We start from the raw sequence: 16,825 nt of genomic DNA on the forward strand, positions 1-16,825 counted from the left end.
TCAGTCCGCGACCGGCTCGCCGCCGTCGACGTCCTCGGCCATCGAAAGCTCCCCTTCGGCGGGGCGTTCCGAAGTCGGCAACGAGTCGCGAAAGCGGCCGACGATCGATCGAGCCTCCGGCAGTTCGGTATCGCCGAGTGCTCCCAGCAGGGCCAGCGCCCGCCGCGCTCGAGTGCGTCGCCAGGATTCCGCGCGGTGTTCGTACGTCCGAATACCCCTGAGGAAGTCGGTCTTCGAGAACTCGGGCCAGTAGGGAGTACAGAAGAAGACCGCAGCCTCGTTGCCGTTTGCGTGCCAGGGCAGGAAGTTCGAGGTGCGCTCGTCGCCGCCGGTCCGGATGATCAGGTCGACGTCTCGCACCGGCCGGTCGTACAGCCGCTGTTCGATCGTCTCGACCTCGATGTCGTCGGGCTCGAGGTCGCCAGACTCGACTTCGGCCGCGACGTCTCTGGTGGCCTCGAGCAGTCGCGAACGACCGCCGTACGCGAGTGCGATGTTGAGCACGAACTGGTCGTACTCGCGGGTCTGGCGTTCGGCGTAGTCGACGGCCTCCTGGACGCGTTCGGGGAGCATCTCCGTCTCGCCGATAGCCCGGATGCAGACCTCGTTGTCGTGGACGCGGTCGGCGTCGGCGAACTCCCGGAGTTTCTCACAGAGCAGGTCGAACAGCGCCTCGTTTTCCTCCTCGGGACGCTCGAAGTTCTCCGTCGAGAACGCGTACAGGGTCAGTTCCTCGACGCCGACGTCCTGACACCACTCGAGGACGCGTTCGGTCGTCTTCGCGCCCGCACGATGCCCGTCGGGGGCGTCCTCGCCCTGTTTGCGAGCGTACCGGCGGTTCCCGTCCTGAATCACTGCGACGTGTGTCGGCGCGCCGGCGATCTCTCTGGAGAGCAGGCGTTCGTAGACGTCGTCGACGCGCTGACGGACCCACCGCTTCATCGATCGGTTCAATGCTACCGACGACTATGTGTTTTGTGTGTTACTTTCCACCACTGTGACTCGTACCCACACCGTGGGCCGGTAGTAATACACCCGTCAAACGACCCGCATACGGCTCCGACGAACCGTGACGGCTATCAGTGGGCGGACCAACCGTTCGACAATGGCAGACGCGATCGACGACGACCTCTACCAGCGAACGAAGGCACTGCTCGAGCCGGGAGAGATCGATCTCAACGGTGCGATCGTCCACACCGACTACGACGGCAGTGAGGACGTCAAGATGATGCAGGCGACGATCGACGTCGGCGACGTCATCGCCGAACACTCGGGGTACGAGCCGACCGACTGCTACGTCTACTCGGGCAACGACGATCCCGACTTCTCTTCAAACCAGCACCAGGGGCTGACCCTCGACGACGAGGAGTTCGTCTGGGAGTGCCAGCAACTGTTGCGCGAAGGGAGTTTCGACGTCGTCATCTACTACCGGGCCAGCGCCGACCACGAGGCGATCCTCGAGGAGATCAGGGAACTGGGCTTCGACGTGACCGGCGTCGAGGGTGAGTGATTCCCGAGCGCCACTTCATCGATCTTCAGGTATGTACACTCTCTCGGACGACGACACGGGCGTGATGGCACATCCCACCAGCGACGGCTCGAGCGGTCGAACAGTTCCGGCGACGGACGTGACTCTCGAGTGCCGTACCGAACAGTTCCTTTCGGGTGCTGGCAAAACGCCGACGGGTCGTCGGATCGTAGGAGTGGCGGTGAATACGTGGGGCGGACCACGGCGGTCGAAAGCGGCTCTCGCTACCGTCACCAGTTCGTCGGAATTTTGGACAGCTTTACGTATCGAAGCTTCCAACACTCGGCAAGTGATCGAGGACGTGATCGCGGAAACCGTCGCTCTGAAGGGTGATCGCCCGTGACCAGCGCCGGCGTCGTCACCGCTGCGCGGGTCACCCACGAGAGCGGGAGCGTCGACGACCTCGCCGCCGCCAGTCCGGAGGACCAGCGGACGGCCGTCACCACGCTCTGCTCGCTTCCGGAGATCGAAGAAGCGTACGTCCTCTCTACCTGTAACCGCGTCGAGGCATACGTCGTCGCGACGGACGGCGCAGTCGGCCGGGCCGCCCTCGAAGAGTTCTTTACCGGCGTCGACGACGACGCTATCGTCGAATCCCGCCACGAGGAGAGCCTGCGTCACCTCCTGCGCGTCGCGACGGGCCTCGAGTCGGTCGTCCTCGGCGAGGACCAGATCATCGGCCAGGTTCGCGACGCCTACGAGGACGCCCGCAGCGCCGGTGGCATCGGCCCGATGCTCGAGGCCGCCGTCACGAAGGCGATCCACGTGGGCGAACGCGCCCGGACCGAGACCGAGATCAACGAGGGCGTCGTCTCGCTGGGCTCGGCCGCGACGAAACTCGCTGCCGGATCGATCGACCTCGAGGGAACCACTTCCCTCGTCGTCGGTGCCGGCGAGATGGGACGGCTCGCCGCCCGGAGCCTCACAGACGCCGACGTCGACGAACTCCTGATCGCGAACCGAACCGTCTCGCGCGCCGAGGAGCTAGCAGCGACCCTCGAGGCCGACACCGAAACCGTAGAGACGCGTGCGGTCCCTCTGGAATCCCTCGCGACGGTCGCAGGCGACGCCGATGTCGTCGTCACGGCGACCGGCAGCGCCGATCCCGTCCTCGAGCCCCGTCATCTCGAGGCCGACGGAACGGAACAGGTCGTCGTCGACCTCGGTCAGCCCCGCGACGTCGCGCCGGCAGCCGACTCGCTCGCGACCGTCACCGTCTACGACCTGGACGACCTCGAGTCGATCACCGAAGAGACCCGACGGCAACGCGCCGAGGCCGCCCGCGAGGTCGAGTCGATGGTCGACCACGAACTCGAACTGCTGCAGGACCAGTACAAGCGCGCCCGCGCCGACGAGGTCATCGCCGCGATGTACGAGTCCGCAAACCGGATCAAGGACCGAGAACTCGAGAAGGCGTTCTCGCGACTCGAGGGCGACGAGGACGGCGAACTCTCGGACGCCCAGCGTGAGGTCGTCGAGTCCATGGCCGACACCCTGGTGAGCCAGTTGCTCGCGCCGCCGACGCGAAGCCTTCGCGAGGCGGCCGCCGAGGACGACTGGGGGACGATCAACACGGCCCTGCAACTGTTCGATCCTCACTTCGGCGACGAGATCGGTGCGTTGCCGTTCGGCGAGGAGCAGCGTTCGGACGTCGCGCTCGAGGCGAGCGACGACTAACGGCCCGCGTTTCCTTCCCCGACTGCACCCTTAATTACGTGATTGCCGTCGTGTGCCCAACCATTATTTGAGTGGGTTCCGTTCGCACGGACATGGCTGACCTGCTTTCCGACGACGAGATCGAAGACCAACTACCCGAGGAGTGGCAACGCGAGGGCGACGAAATCGTCCGGAGCTACGAGTTCGACGACTACCTCCACGGGGTCAACTTCGCCCAGATGGTCGGCGAAATCGCCGAATCGCAGTTCCACCATCCCGAGATCGTCATCCGCTACAAGGAAGTCGAGATCCGGCTGACCTCCCACGAGGAAGGCGGCATCACCGACCAGGACGTCGAGATGGCCGAACTGATCGACTCCGAACGCGAGAGCCAGGACTGAACGGTCTCGGACAGCGACCATGGAAGCCCACTACGTGTTCCGCGTAACGGCCCGAATCGAGGGGACGACGCCGTCGGTATCGGTCGATCCGGCGACCGCCGAGACGACGGTCACCGTCTACCGCGAGGCACCGGAGCCCGGAACGGAGGGCTGGCTGTTCTTCCGGAACACCCTCTGGCGCGGCGAGGTGTCCGACCCCGAGTACGGACGACAACTCGCCGAAGAGTGGCTCGGCGACGGACTCGAGGTCAGGTCCGTCGCGTTCAGCGAACTCAGGACCGACGAGGCCTACTTCGCGGCGTTGAAAGACGCGATCGCCGACGATCTCGAGGCGTTCAAGGCGGCGAACGTCTCGGAAGTGCTCTCGAAGTACCTGGGCTCGAGTATTAGGGTTACCGACGGCTGAACGGATTGCGGTACTGACACCGACCGCCAGATTGGTCGGCAATCGGCAGTCATCGGCTACACCAGACGGTCTGAAACTCGAGCAGACGGGCGAGCAACCGGAACACATATATTTCAGACCGTCTTACAGTTGTGTCCCTATGGTTTCCGAGTACGACTTCTGGCTGCTCGATCTCGACGGGACCCTCGTCGACGTCGAGTGGTCCTACACCCGCGGCGTCTTCGATCGGGTGGGCGACCGGCTCGGATACGAGTTTAGCGATCGCGAAGCCGACATCCTCTGGAACGGACTGACCGGCTCTCGCGACTACCAGCTCAAAGAGTGGGGGCTCGATCCCGGCGAGTTCTGGGACGCCTTCCACGAAGAGGAAGATCCGTTCGTCCGTGCAGAACAGACCTATCTCCACGACGACGCCGAGTTCGTTGCCGACCTCGACGAACCGGTCGGGCTGGTCACCCACTGTCAGGAGTTTCTCTGCGAGCCGGTTCTCGACGAACTCGATATCCACGACTGGTTCGATGCCCGACTCTGCTGTACCGAACAGACTGGCTGGAAGCCCGACCCTGCGCCGGTCGAACACGTCATGAACGAACTCGGCGTCGGTCACAACGGACACCAGGGCGTTCTCGCAGGTGACGGTGCGTGCGACGTCGGCGCGGCCTGGAACGCCGGTATCGACGCGATTCACGTCGAACGGGTCGGTCACGAACGACGCGGCCAGTGTGTGCTCGGAGACTACCGCGTTCGCTCGTTCGACGAACTCGACTTGCCTCAGTAAGGTTTACGTCCGATTCGCAGGCTCGAGTTCGTCGTTTACTAGCGTCTCGTAGGCACGCCGGAACCGTTCGGACAGCGCCTGATGAGAGATCCCGAGTTCTTCCGCCAACTCCTCCATCGAAATCCGACGCGGGATCTCGAAGTAGCCGTACTCGAGTGCGGCCTCGAGTGCCTCCCGCTGCTCCGGCGTCAATCGCGTGTCGACTTCCGACTGGCCGTGAACGTCGGTAACGCGTCGGAGGTCGGCGTCGACCCCCTGTTCGACGAGCCGATCGTAGCCGTTACAGAGCGCGTCCCGGTCCGGAAACCGGGTCTTTATCTGCCACCACCCACTCGCTCCCCAGGCCTCGAGTAACGATCCGCCGTCGACGAGCAATCCGTCGTAGAGGCGGTCTATCCCCTTCCCGTCGGTAAAACGAACGTCGAACAACAGCCGGTCGTCGGTCTCGACCAGTAGTTCCGTCGAAACGACTGCGGGATCGGCGTCGAACGCCCCTTCGACTCGCTTGCGGTCCACGTCGGACACCCAGAGCGACGGCCGGCTTTTCGAGACGGACGACTCGAGTTCGAACGTAGCGTCCGGTACGTGTTCGAACGTCGTCTCGAGTGTCGTGTCGGCGGCCGAAAGCCGAAGTTCCGCGATCGTCGACATTACGACTCGTACACCACCCCAGACTAAAAATCGCTTTTCAGGCCACAGTGACCGTCAATACTGCTGAAACGACGTTCCGTCGTCCGCGAGAAGCGCCTCGAGTTCCCGGACGCTCGCTTTCTCCGTTCGGTCGGGATTCGCGAGTACGCGGACGCGCTGTTTGTCGATCGGGACGAACTCGAGGTCGAGACGGTCGGCCGTCTCTGCCAGTCCGAGACCGGCGTCGGCCTCGCCTGCGACGACCTTCCGGGCCGGGCTCTCGTGGGCTCGCAGCCCGAGGTCGAAGCCGTCGATCGCCTCGACGAGGTCGTGGCGGGCCGTTCCGCGCTCGTCGGCCAGGTCCGCGACGGCTTCACCGAGGCTCGTCCGCAGGCCCGAATCGGTCGTCCGGTTGACGAACCGGAGTTCGCGGTCGATCAGATCATCGAGTCCGTCGATTTCGTCCGGATTACCGGGTCGCACGATCAGCCCCCACTCCCGGCTCCACTGGCCGAGTTCCACGGCGTCTGGATCGGCCTCGCTGGACTGGTCCTCCTCGACAGTAGCCACCGTGAGATCTCCGGCCATCGGGCCGGCGACGACGGCGACGTCCGGAACTCCGTCGCGGAGTCGGCGCAACCCTGGCCGCGATCCCTCCGAGAGGTATCGGGGGTTCTCGAGGCGGTCGAGCAATCGATTCAGCGTCGGGTCGTCCTCGCCGACGCCGAGCAGCGACGGTGGTCGAACGTCCGGCGAGAACAGGGTCGCCGTCACGGACTCACCGGCCTCGAGGTAGTCGGTCTCGGGGCTCACCTCGACGACACCGTCTGCCTCTGCGAGGCTGGTCGTTGCGCCGCTGCCCTTGTCGACGGGGTAGATCAGCGTCTCGCCGTCGCCGTCTTCGACCAGTCCGACGGGCATCAGTCGCAGGCGACCCTCGCCGTACCGCTCCTGGGCGGCCATCCGCCCTTCGACGGTCGCAGACATCGGCTCCGACAGCCCCGCGGCTTCCCGGATCGCCGGCGCGACGAACGTTCGAAAGACCATCATCGCCGAGACCGGATACCCGGGCAGACCGACGTACGCCGAATCGCCGGCCGACGAGCGGCGATCGGAGCCGTCCAGTCGGCCGACGAGCATCGGTTTCCCGGGTTTGACGGCGACCCCGTGGAGCAGCAGTTCGCCCTGTTCCTCGATCACTCGGTAGATAACGTCGACCGCGCTGGCGCTGGTCGATCCCGACGAGAGCACGAGGTCACACTCCTCGGCAGCCTGCCTAAGAATGCGTTCCATCTCGTCTTGCTCGTCGCCGGCGTGGGGATAGAGAACGGGGTCGCCGCCCGCGTCCTCGACACCTGCAGCGATGGTGTAGCTGTTGACGTCGTATATCTCGCCACGATCACTGTCTACGTCCTCGCCCGGCCGAACGAGTTCGTCGCCGGTCGAGACGATGCCGACGGTCGGCCGTTTCCGGACGGGCACCTCGTCGATTCCGAGCGCCGACAGCAGTCCGATATCGCGGGGCGTCACCCGCGTTCCGGGCCCCAGTGCTCGCTCGCCTGCCGCGACGTCGGCACCCGCGAACATCACGTTGTCGCCCGGTGCGACGGACGTCCGGACCAGGACGTCCCCACCGTCCGTATCCGTTCGCTCGACCGGCACCATCGCGTCCGCACCCGACGGCATCACCGCACCCGTCGAAATTTCGGTGGCCTGCCCTTCCTCGAGTGCCACGTCCGGTTCCTCGCCGGCGTGTACCTCGCCGACGACGTCCAGTCGAGCGGGATCGGCCTCGTCAGCCCCGAACGTATCCCGTGCCCGGAGCGCATAACCGTCGAGACTTGCCCGATCGAACCCTGGTACGTCCAGTTCGGCGTCGAGTCGAGCAACCAGTACCCGGCCACGGGCGTTCTCGAGCGAGACCCGTTCGACGCCGCCCTCGAGCGACAGCGACGCGATTGCCTCCCGTGCCTCCTCGGGGGAGGCGAGGTCGCGAAACTCCTTGCGGTCCATGTCGGCCCTTCGACGGCGGCGCGTAAAAACGTCGGTCGAACGGAACGCCGTCAGGTCGCTAGCCCGATCCTCGCGTTGACCCACCCGTCCGTGACGACCTCGAGGTGGTACGTTCCACCGTCCTCGAGCGTCTCCTTGTGTTCCAGTTCGCCACGGTCGGTTTGCTCGTACATGATTCTGTTCTCGTCCTCGTCCAGGAGGTCCGCGTGAGCGAACGTTCCTCTCCTGAGAGCGAACTCGATGATGAGTTCGTATCCAGGCTCGGCCTCGAACGTATAGCTGCTACTGTCGGTGAGTGTGTCGTCGACGATTTCTATGTCTCCGGGGGCCCCACCCGTACACCCGGCCAGTGTCGTCACCGCTAGCGTACCCCCTACAGCTAACAGCCGTCGTCGCTTCATAGACTACCAGCCGCATTCAAGATAAATAATAGCTCTGGCAGATTGTATAGTGCCTGTCACAGGTCTGTTCTCCGATAATTCGATCGATCTCGTTTGCCCAGGACTGACGGGGCTAGAACCCGCCGTACGGCGGTAATACAGTACCAACTGCAACTATCTACACCTGATCGCACAGCTCTCGTTCGATCAGGTATGCAGTGACTTGTAGTGGCGACTGAAGTTGTTCTCTCGACGACCAACTAGCGAACTGTCTGTGGCGACGTACTGGCATGCTCAGCGTAACCAGAAGTAGTTGTTTTGACTCCCTATCTCCCGACATATCGTAAGTACGTAGTCGGTTTCAGTTACCTACTGACCCAAAGGTATTTCTCGGTCGCATTCGTCGTAGTATCTATGTCGATACAACGTCGTCGGTTCCTCGCTACCGTTGGGGCTGGCGGAACCATCGGTCTCGCTGGCTGTGCAGCACTCAGTCGCGACGGGGGCACCGATGGGAGCGACCCCGGCGTAAGCGGCGAAACGCTGACGCTGACGACGACGACGAGCACGTACGACACCGGCCTGCTCGACGAACTCAACGCTCCCTTCCAGGACCGGTACGGCGTCACCGTCGACGCCATCGAACAGGGAACCGGTGCTGCCCTCGAGACCGGACGGAACGGCGACTCGGACGTCGTGATGGTCCACGCCCGGTCGCTCGAGGACGAGTTCGTGGAAGAGGGGTACGGCGTCAATCGCCGCGATCTCATGTTCAACGACTTCGTCGTCGTCGGTGGATCGGACGACCCGGCGTCGGTCGCCGGAACCGACGACGTGACTGCCGCCGTAACTGCGATTGCGGAGTCGGAGTCGACGTTCGTCTCCCGTGGCGACAACTCGGGAACGTACGCGAAAGAACTCGAGATCTGGGACGAAGCGGGAGTCGGCGACGGCGACTTCGGCGAGTGGTACATGGAAGCCGGTCAGGGAATGGGTGAAGTCCTCGTCCAGGCCGACCAGCAGGGTGGATACACGCTCGCCGACCGCGGGACCTATCTCTCCATGCGAGACGAGATCGACCTCGAGATCCACGTCGACGGACCGATCGAGGGCGGGCCGGAACTACTCAGGAATCCGTACGGCATCGTCGCCGTCAACCCCGCCGTTCACGACAACGTGAACTACGACCTCGCGATGGCCTACATCGGCTACGTCACGAGCCTCGAAGGACAGGAGATAATCGAGAGCTACACCGTCGAGGGCGAACAGTTGTTCTTCCCCGAAGCGATCGCGGAGGAACCGAACTTCCGACAGTACGTCCCCGACGGGTGGGACGGCTCGAACGGTGACGAGTAACTCGAGGAAGAATGCCGTTCGAATTCACGCTCCTGCCGGTGGTGCTGGCCGAGTTCCCCTTCGAGTGGGAGTACGTCCGCAGTATCGTCTCCGTCTCACTGTACGTGAGTCTCGTGGCGGTCGCACTGAGTACGCTATTTAGCCTCCCAGTCGCCCTTCTCGTCGGATTCAAGGAGTTTCCGGGGAAAGGGCTGCTCACGGCGCTGATCAACACCGGAATGGGGTTTCCGAGCGTCGTCGTCGGGCTCGTCGTCCTGTTTGCGGTTTCGAACCAGGGGCCGCTGGGAGAGCTGAATCTCGTGTTCACGCGAGAAGCCATGATCCTATCCCAGTTCGTGCTCGCGACGCCAGTCATCATCGGCGTCAGTCTCGCCGCGGTCAGCAGCGTCGAACAGAACGTCCGCGACGCGGCGTTCGCGATGGGTGGCACCCGGACGGACGTCGCGCTGGTAACGATCAAGGAGGCTCGGTACGGAATCGCGACGGCGATCCTGGCCGGGTTCGGACGGGCGATCAGTGAGGTCGGCTCCGTCCTCATCGTCGGCGGCAACATCGTCGGTCCCGACGGCCAGTCGAAGACCCGGACGCTCACGACAGCGATCCAGCTCGAGGCCCGCCAGGGCCGGTTCGAAACCGCAATGTTGCTGGGAGCGGTCCTGGTCGTCCTCGTACTGCTCGTCAACGCCATCGTACTCCGGTACGGAAACGACGGAGGGCGATACCGATGACGCTCGAGGCGACAGCCATCCACTACGGCTACGACGACGAGACGGTTCTCGAAGAGGTGTCCCTGTCGGTGGATCGTGGCGAAGTGCTCGCGATCATCGGCCCCTCGGGGGTCGGAAAGTCGACACTGCTGCGGTTGCTCGCGCTGTTCGACGCCCCCGACCACGGCAGAATCGAGTACGACCGCAACGAGGTCTGGACAGCACCCGAACGGCAACGACTCGAGTACCGGCGGAAAATCGGCATGGTGTTCCAGGAGCCGAGTCTCTTCGACGCGAACGTGCGCCGCAACGTCACGTACGGCCTGCGCGTTCGACAGTCGTGGCACGACCGTCTCCGCCACGAAGTCGCGAGTCTCGTCGGCCAGACGAACGGAACCAGCGATGCTATCGACGCCCTCGAGACGGTCGGCATGGCCGAGCAAGCAGAACAGGACGCCTCGTCGCTTTCGGGCGGCGAAGCCCAGCGGGTCGCCTTTGCCCGTGCGCTCGCGTACGACCCCGACGTTCTCCTGCTCGACGAACCCACGTCCGACCTCGATCCACGGAACACGGCGGTCATCGAGGACGCCGTCCAGCAGGCCCGAAATCGCGGGATCGGCGTCGCAGTCGCGACCCACGACATGCATCAGGCCGAACGCATCGCGGATCGGGTGGCCGTCCTGCTCGGAACCGACGTCATCGAGGTCGGCGAGACGGAGCAGATGTTCGACGATCCGGCGGACGAACGGACGCGGAAGTTCATCGACGGAGAACTGATCTACTGATGGCCATCGAGAAAGGATACACCACGACGCTCTCGGTCGACGACGTCACGATCGACCGCCGCGACGTCGAGATGCTCGAGGCGATCGACGAACACGGTTCGATGCACGCTGCAGCCGACGCACTCGGCCGATCCTACGCACGGCTCCAGAATCGGATCGTCGAGATCGAAGACGCCGTCGGGACGATCACCGAGCGTCGACGTGGGGGCAGCGGCGGCGGCGGGACGGAACTCACCGAGACGGCACGCAAACTTCGCCGGCAGTTCGAGCGCCACGACGCCGAACTCGGCGGCGTTGCACGGGTCACCGAGTCCGTCGTCACCGGCACCGTCCAGAAGCGAACGGGCGAACTCGCGACCGTCGACACGCCGATCGGTCCGGTCGTGGCGCTGGTTCCCGCAGAGGCCACGATGGTCCAGGTAAGCGTTCGCTCCGACGCGGTCGTCCTGACCGATCCCATCGACACACCGGACCCCGACGGGACCAGTCTCCGGAACAGCTTCACTGGCACCGTCTCCGGGACCGAGTCCGGTGATGCGATCGTCAGGGTGACGGTTGCGCTCGAGGGCAACACCGACGAGGACGGCGACGGGGTCGAACTACAGGCGCTGGTCACGCAGGCCAGCGCGGATCGACTCTCCCTCGAGCCTGGCCGGGAGGTCGTCGCGTCGTTCAAGGCGACGGCTGCACGGGCGACCCGGATCGACGGCGACTCGTAGCGGATGGGAACGGTTACAAACTGGCCGCTGCTTATCGCGTGCATGTCGCGACTTCTCGAGACGGATCGGGAACGAATCGTCGCCCTGTTCGATCGCCACCTCGAGGCCGGCCTCCATCACGGTGCACAGCTCGCGGTTTTCGTCGACGGTGATCTCGTCGTCGACCACGCCGGCGGCGTGACGGGGCCAGACGGCGAACCGACGACGACGAACACTCGCTACGTTCTCTTCTCCTGTACGAAACCGTACGCGGCCGCGACGTTGCACAGCCTCGTCGACGAGGGAGCACTCGCGTACGACGACCGCGTCGTCGACCACTGGCCCGAGTTCGCCGACGAGGGCAGCGAGAAGGCAGAGATCACGGTCAGGCACGTCCTCAGTCACATGGCTGGCCTCCCACAATGTGGAATCGAGAGCCAGCCCGACGCGTGGACCGACTGGGAGACCGTCGTCGAGGCGCTCGAGGACGCAGAGCCAACCTACCCACCGGGCGAACGAGCGGCCTACCACTCGATCACGTTCGGCTGGCTGGTCGGCGAACTCGTCCGCCGGGTGTCCGGGGAACGGATCGAGGACGCCGCCGCCCGGCGCGTGTTCGAACCACTCGGAATGGACGAGACGGGAATCGGACTCCGGGACGACGAACCGGACGACGCCGCGACGCTCGTCGGATTCGAGTCGTTCGATCGCTGTCGGGACCCTGGGGAAGGACTCGGCGATCACCGGCTGGTCGCGGAGCCGTTCAACGAAGAGCGAGTTCGGCGAGCCGTCATCCCGGCGTCGAACGGGATCGGCACCGCTCGAGACATGGCCCGGTTCTACGCCTGTCTCGGAAACGGCGGCGAACTCGACGGCACTCGGATCCTCTCCGAGGAAGCAGTCGACGCGATGACGACGCTCGAGGCCGAGACCGACGCCGACGGCACCCTCTCGCGGCCGGCCAGGTTCGGCCTCGGCGTCTGGAAGGGCGGAACGACAGTGGATCCGTTCGGCTCCCTGACCCCCGACCACGTGTTCGGTCACGCCGGCCTCGGCAGCAGCGTCGGCTGGGCCGACCCCGAAGCCGACGTCGCGTTCGCCTACGTGACAAACGGCGTCCGGGACGGCTCGTACGAACACGTCGCTCGAGTGCGGGACCTCGCGAACGCGGTTCGACTCGCAGTGGCGTAGCTCGCAGACGCGGAAACCCGGTGAAACAGCCATACGCCTCGAGCGGATAGCGGGTGTATGGCCGATCTCCGGAGCGTCCTCGCGGCGTTGGCCGTCGTCGGCTGGACGGGAACTGCCGTCTCGCAACTTACCGTCCTGCGAACGACCGAGGAACGGGAACGGATCGAGTGGACCGAGCGACGGAATCAGTTCCTGTTGCTCTCGAGTCTCTCGACGAACGCGCTGGTCTTCGCGACAGCGTATCGATACGCGAAGGCGCTTCAGACGCGGAGAGCGTGAATCTCGCCAGTGTTTCTTTGTAGGATCCCGTCCTACGTCCGGTATGGCGATCGACCTTCAGGAGTTCGTGGCCGAGGAACTCTGGCTCCTGATCGGGATCGTGACGTTCGCGCTCATCAGTCTCGTGGGGATACTCGGTCTCGAGGCGGTCGCGGGGATACTCGCGATCGTCGGCTGGTTCTTTCTCGCGCCGATCTTCCTGTTCTGGGGCGAAGAGATCGCCGACTGGTGGTTCGAAGCGGAACCCACGACGACAGCCACGACCGATCGCTCGTCCGAAGACGACGCTATCGACGAACTCAAACGCCAGTACGCGGAGGGGCGGATCGACGACGAGGAGTTCGAACACCGCCTCGAGCGCCTCGTCGGTGTCGAAGAGGCACTCGAGGACGTATTTTCCGGCGGTCGGACGAGCGAATCGATGAACGAGGAACTGGAACGAGAGCGCGAGCGGTAATTGCTGCCGTCCGTATCAGGGATTGACTTCCCAGTTCTGGACGGCAACCGTCTCACCCTCGGGAATTCCCTCGCGGTCGTCGTCGACGACCACCCAGCCGTCCGCCAGCGCGACGCTCGAGAGTACGCCGGAGCCGCTGGCTCGAGTCGGGGTCGCCCCGAACGCGGGTTCGTCCTCCTCGGCGTCGCGCTCCTCGAGTTGCACTCGCGCGAACGTTCGCGTCCCGGGTTCGCTGGGGATCTTGCGCTCGAGGACCGCCTGCGTGGTCGGATGGGGTTCGGGGGTGGTCCCCTCGAGCCAGCGCAGCGTCGGTCGGAGGAACTGGACGGCGTTGACGATGCAGGCGACGGGATAGCCGGGGAGCGCGAGGACGGGGGTGTCCTCGACGATGCCGAGACAGACGGGATGGCCGGGTTTGAGGCCGACGCCGTGGACGAGCACCTCACCCAGGTCGTCGATGACCTCCGGCAGGAGGTCGCGTTCGCCGACCGAAGAGCCGCCGGTGGTGACGACGACGTCTTTCGTCAAGTCGCGCTGGATCGCCACCCGCAGCGACTCGGGGTCGTCGGTGACGATGTCCCGGTAGGTCGCCCGGCCACCCCAGCGTTCGACCAGTCTCGAGACGGTGAGGCCGTTGGTCTCGATCACTTCCCCAGGGCCGGGATCGCCATCGACGAGTTCCTCGCCCGTGGGGACGACACCGACGGTCGGTCGCTTCGCGACGTCGACGCGAGCGTATCCCGCCGAGCGAAGGAGGCCCAGATCCGACGGCCGGAGCCGATGGCCCGCGTCGTAGAGCTGTTGGCCTTCATCGACGTCTTCACCGATCGGTGCGACGTTTTCGCCCTCGGCGACGGCGTCCTCGACCTCGAGTTCGCCGGTCGCCTCGACTCGGTCGACGCGTTCGATCATCACGACGGCGTTCGCGCCGTCTGGAAGTGCGCTGCCGGTGTGGACGCGGGCCGCTGCCCCCGGATCGACGGTCGTCCCCTCGTCTTCGGCGCTGCCGGCCGTCCGAAGCACCTCGGGCGACCGTTCGCTGGCTCCGAAGGTGTCCTCGGCGCGCACGGCGTAGCCGTCCATCGCGGCCCGCCGGTAGTGGGGGACGTTCCGTGCCGACTCGAGGGGCGCGGCCAGAACGCGTCCGTCCGCGCGCTCGACCTCGAGAGTCTCGGTCCCGGTGGCAGGGGTCCCGTCGCCCGCTCGCTCGACGGCGTCCCGGAGCACCTGCCGCGCCTCGTCGACCGGCGTCCGGACCTTGAATCCGGCCTCCGTGCGCTCGCTATCGGTTCCTTTCATACCCTGAATCGGGGCGTCCGAGGGCAAAAGCGTAGGGGACCCGGTGGCAGAACTCGTTCTCGTGAATCGGTCGCTACCGCGGCCTTTTTCGTATCGGCGTTCGAACCAGTAGCTATGTCAGCGCTCCGCGACGCGTTGCGGGATCTCTCCGGTGACGTCTTCTTCGACCTGCTCGAGAGCGACGAGGCCTACCTGCTCGTCGTCGACGTGCCGGGGGTTACCGCCGACTCGATCGACCTCACCATCGAGGACGGCACGCTCTACGTCGACGCCCAGCGAGAGAAGGACCTCCCGGGCGACTACCAGTATCTCGAGGAGAACCGGTCGCTCCTTTTCGACGTCTCGCTGCCGGTTCCCGACGACGCAATCGCCGCCGACGCGTCGACGTCGGTCGATCGTGGCGTCCTCGAGTTGACGCTCCCCAAGCAGGCCCCCGACGGAAAGACGACGATCGAAGTGGTCGACGACGAGGACCGCGACACTCACGACCTACCCGAAAGCGAGGAGACGATCGACGACGAACCGAGGTGACCGAGACTGCCCGCCTTCCGTGCGTACAAACGGTTCGTCCTCGTCGCCTGGCAGTTTCTCCCCCTGTTGCTCGCGTACGCCCGTGACCGTCGTCGGTTCCTCCTGTTCGGGCGTCGAAGACGGGTCGATCCCGAGACACACCGTTATCGTGCCGAAGTCCTGCTCGAGTCGCTGCTCACGCTCGGGCCGACGTTCATCAAACTCGGACAGTTACTGTCGACTCGACCGGACGTGTTGCCCCCGGCGTACATCGACGTGCTCTCGTCGCTGCAGGACGACGTCCCGCCGGCCGACTGGGAAGAAGCGAAGGTGGTGCTCGAAGAAGAACTCGGCTCCGTCGACGATCGGTTCGTCTCGTTCGATACCGATCCGATAAGCGGCGCGAGTCTCGGGCAGGTGTATCGTGCCCGGATCGACGGCGACGGTGACGACGACGGAACGCAGGACGTCGCAGTGAAGGTCCGCCGACCCGGTGTCGAGGAACTCGTCGAGGCCGACCTGCGGGTCATCCACTGGTCGCTACCGATCCTGCTGTACTTCGTCGACGACGCCCGGGCGTTCTCGCTCGAGAACCTCGCCGACGAGTTCTCGAAGACGATCCGCGAGGAGATGGATTACGAGCGCGAGGCGAAGATGCTCCGGGAGATCCAGGCCAACGTCGGTACCGACGACCGTTACGTCGTCCCGGACGTGGTCGACGGCTACTCGAACTCTCGCGTGCTCACGATGGAGTACGTCGGTGGAACGAAGATCAACGACGTCGAGGAACTCGATCGACGCGATATCGACCGCAGCAAGATCGCCGAGGACCTCCAGTGGGCGTATATGCAGATGATCATCGACGACGGCGTCTTCCACGCCGATCCACACCCCGGGAACCTGGCCGTAACCGACGACGGGCGAATCGTCTTCTACGACTTCGGGATGTCCGGCCGGGTCGACGAGTTCGTCCAGGAGAAGATCGTCGACTTCTACATCGCGGTCGCGAACCAAGACATCGACGCGATCCTCGACGCGCTGATCGAAATCGGGACGCTCTCGCCGGAGGCCGACCGCGCGGTGATGGCCGAGGTGATGGAACTGGCCATCCAGGACGCTCGCGGCGAGGACATCGAGCAGTACCGCGTCCAGCAGATCATCGGCCAGGTCGAGGACTCGATCTACGAGTTCCCGCTGCGACTGCCCAAGAACCTCGCGCTCGTCCTCCGGGTCGCGACCGTCGTCGAGGGCGTCTGTGTGACGCTGGATTCGAACTACGACTTCATCGCAACGGCGACCGACTACCTCGTCGAACAGGGGTATCGCGAGGAGTCGATTCGCCAGTACGTAAGCGAGTCGGGAGAGCAGATCCGTCGCTCCGCCGAATCGCTGACCCGAATCACCCCCAAGACCGAACGCGCCCTCGACCGACTCGACCGGGACGACCTCTACGTCCGCATCGGCGTCGAGGACTCGAAGAGCGTCTTCGAGAACCTCGCGAAGCGACTGATCTACGGCATGTTGCTCACGATGTCGCTGTTCTCGATGGGCGTACTCTACGCGCTGGAAGCACCGGAGGCGTCGCTCGTCGCCGCGGCGTTCTCGGTCGTCGTGGCGATTCAGCTCTATCGGTCGTTCCGCCAGTCGCGATCGATCCGCGCGCGCCCGCAGTTCACGCGCCAGAGTCTCCGCCAGCGCCGCGGAGAGGAGTGACACGTCCGGGCCAACGCTCTTTTCGCTGGCCGATGACG

19 protein-coding genes are annotated in these 16,825 nt (G+C 64.9%); 14 read left to right on the forward strand and 5 right to left on the reverse strand.

Going from position 1 to position 16,825, the window contains the following annotated elements; all coding sequences use genetic code 11:
* Positions 1 to 942, reverse strand: a complete 942-nt coding sequence (gene uppS, locus BLR35_RS09805) for a polyprenyl diphosphate synthase (RefSeq protein WP_090381076.1) — start codon at positions 940 to 942, stop codon at positions 1 to 3.
* Between the two features lie 163 nt (positions 943 to 1,105).
* On the opposite strand from uppS, the gene BLR35_RS09810 reads away from it, so the two are divergent.
* The 5 genes from BLR35_RS09810 to BLR35_RS09835 all read left to right on the forward strand — a co-directional run bounded on the left by BLR35_RS09810 (position 1,106) and on the right by BLR35_RS09835 (position 4,769).
* A complete protein-coding gene (locus tag BLR35_RS09810; protein WP_090381078.1) occupies positions 1,106 to 1,510 on the forward strand; it encodes a DUF5778 family protein in 405 nt (134 codons plus the stop codon).
* A 357-nt stretch (positions 1,511 to 1,867) separates the two neighbouring features.
* A complete protein-coding gene (hemA, locus tag BLR35_RS09820; RefSeq protein ID WP_090381083.1) occupies positions 1,868 to 3,205 on the forward strand; it encodes a glutamyl-tRNA reductase in 1,338 nt (445 codons plus the stop codon).
* Between the two features lie 92 nt (positions 3,206 to 3,297).
* Positions 3,298 to 3,585 carry a 4a-hydroxytetrahydrobiopterin dehydratase gene (locus BLR35_RS09825; RefSeq protein WP_090381085.1) on the forward strand — a complete coding sequence of 96 codons (288 nt, stop codon included), beginning with the start codon at positions 3,298 to 3,300 and terminating at the stop codon, positions 3,583 to 3,585.
* Positions 3,586 to 3,604: 19 nt separating this feature from the next.
* On the forward strand, positions 3,605 to 3,991 hold the full coding sequence (gene lwrS / locus BLR35_RS09830; protein ID WP_090381090.1) for an LWR-salt protein: 387 nt from the start codon (positions 3,605 to 3,607) through the stop codon (positions 3,989 to 3,991).
* Between the two features lie 139 nt (positions 3,992 to 4,130).
* Positions 4,131 to 4,769, forward strand: a complete 639-nt coding sequence (locus BLR35_RS09835) for an HAD family hydrolase (RefSeq protein WP_090381092.1) — start codon at positions 4,131 to 4,133, stop codon at positions 4,767 to 4,769.
* 3 nt (positions 4,770 to 4,772) lie between these two features.
* On the opposite strand, the gene BLR35_RS09840 is transcribed toward BLR35_RS09835, so the two are convergent.
* From BLR35_RS09840 to BLR35_RS09850, 3 genes are read right to left on the reverse strand one after another with little or no spacing between them, the layout of a single operon-like run.
* Entirely contained in the window at positions 4,773 to 5,420 is a 648-nt protein-coding gene (locus BLR35_RS09840; protein ID WP_090381094.1) for a helix-turn-helix domain-containing protein, read from the reverse strand.
* Positions 5,421 to 5,474: 54 nt separating this feature from the next.
* Positions 5,475 to 7,412 carry a molybdopterin biosynthesis protein gene (locus BLR35_RS09845; protein ID WP_090381097.1) on the reverse strand — a complete coding sequence of 646 codons (1,938 nt, stop codon included), beginning with the start codon at positions 7,410 to 7,412 and terminating at the stop codon, positions 5,475 to 5,477.
* A 50-nt stretch (positions 7,413 to 7,462) separates the two neighbouring features.
* Positions 7,463 to 7,813 carry a hypothetical protein gene (locus BLR35_RS09850; protein WP_090381099.1) on the reverse strand — a complete coding sequence of 117 codons (351 nt, stop codon included), beginning with the start codon at positions 7,811 to 7,813 and terminating at the stop codon, positions 7,463 to 7,465.
* Between the two features lie 393 nt (positions 7,814 to 8,206).
* On the opposite strand from BLR35_RS09850, the gene BLR35_RS09855 reads away from it, so the two are divergent.
* From BLR35_RS09855 to BLR35_RS09885, 7 genes are read left to right on the forward strand one after another with little or no spacing between them, the layout of a single operon-like run.
* Complete coding sequence (locus BLR35_RS09855; RefSeq protein WP_090381102.1) at positions 8,207 to 9,148, forward strand: ABC transporter substrate-binding protein; 942 nt, start codon at positions 8,207 to 8,209, stop codon at positions 9,146 to 9,148.
* 11 nt (positions 9,149 to 9,159) lie between these two features.
* Positions 9,160 to 9,876 carry an ABC transporter permease gene (locus BLR35_RS09860; RefSeq protein WP_090381104.1) on the forward strand — a complete coding sequence of 239 codons (717 nt, stop codon included), beginning with the start codon at positions 9,160 to 9,162 and terminating at the stop codon, positions 9,874 to 9,876.
* Positions 9,873 to 10,640, forward strand: coding sequence for an amino acid ABC transporter ATP-binding protein (locus BLR35_RS09865; RefSeq protein ID WP_090381107.1), 768 nt, complete (start codon positions 9,873 to 9,875; stop codon positions 10,638 to 10,640). Before BLR35_RS09860 ends, BLR35_RS09865 begins: the two co-directional genes overlap by 4 nt.
* Positions 10,640 to 11,359, forward strand: coding sequence for a TOBE domain-containing protein (locus BLR35_RS09870; RefSeq protein WP_090381110.1), 720 nt, complete (start codon positions 10,640 to 10,642; stop codon positions 11,357 to 11,359). Before BLR35_RS09865 ends, BLR35_RS09870 begins: the two co-directional genes overlap by 1 nt.
* 42 nt (positions 11,360 to 11,401) lie before the next feature.
* Positions 11,402 to 12,529: a serine hydrolase domain-containing protein gene (locus BLR35_RS09875; RefSeq protein WP_090381112.1), complete on the forward strand. Its 1,128-nt coding sequence runs from the start codon at positions 11,402 to 11,404 to the stop codon at positions 12,527 to 12,529.
* A gap of 57 nt (positions 12,530 to 12,586) precedes the next feature.
* Positions 12,587 to 12,808, forward strand: coding sequence for a hypothetical protein (locus BLR35_RS09880; RefSeq protein ID WP_090381114.1), 222 nt, complete (start codon positions 12,587 to 12,589; stop codon positions 12,806 to 12,808).
* Positions 12,809 to 12,851: 43 nt separating this feature from the next.
* Complete coding sequence (locus tag BLR35_RS09885; RefSeq protein ID WP_090381117.1) at positions 12,852 to 13,265, forward strand: SHOCT domain-containing protein; 414 nt, start codon at positions 12,852 to 12,854, stop codon at positions 13,263 to 13,265.
* Positions 13,266 to 13,280: 15 nt separating this feature from the next.
* Here the strand turns inward: BLR35_RS09885 and BLR35_RS09890 are convergent, their stop codons facing one another.
* Positions 13,281 to 14,564 (reverse strand): molybdopterin molybdotransferase MoeA, encoded by a 1,284-nt coding sequence (locus BLR35_RS09890; RefSeq protein WP_090381119.1) that lies wholly within the window; start codon positions 14,562 to 14,564, stop codon positions 13,281 to 13,283.
* Between the two features lie 114 nt (positions 14,565 to 14,678).
* Between BLR35_RS09890 and BLR35_RS09895 the strand changes: the two genes are divergently transcribed.
* The gene (locus BLR35_RS09895) at positions 14,679 to 15,095 is read left to right on the forward strand and encodes an Hsp20/alpha crystallin family protein (protein ID WP_090381122.1); all 417 of its coding nucleotides are present in this window, start codon (positions 14,679 to 14,681) and stop codon (positions 15,093 to 15,095) included.
* A 66-nt stretch (positions 15,096 to 15,161) separates the two neighbouring features.
* Positions 15,162 to 16,787 carry an ABC1 kinase family protein gene (locus BLR35_RS09900; RefSeq protein WP_090381124.1) on the forward strand — a complete coding sequence of 542 codons (1,626 nt, stop codon included), beginning with the start codon at positions 15,162 to 15,164 and terminating at the stop codon, positions 16,785 to 16,787.
* Positions 16,788 to 16,825: the final 38 nt, after the last annotated feature.

The organism is Natronobacterium texcoconense, assembly GCF_900104065.1.
GTDB classification, from domain to species: Archaea; Halobacteriota; Halobacteria; order Halobacteriales; family Natrialbaceae; genus Natronobacterium; species Natronobacterium texcoconense.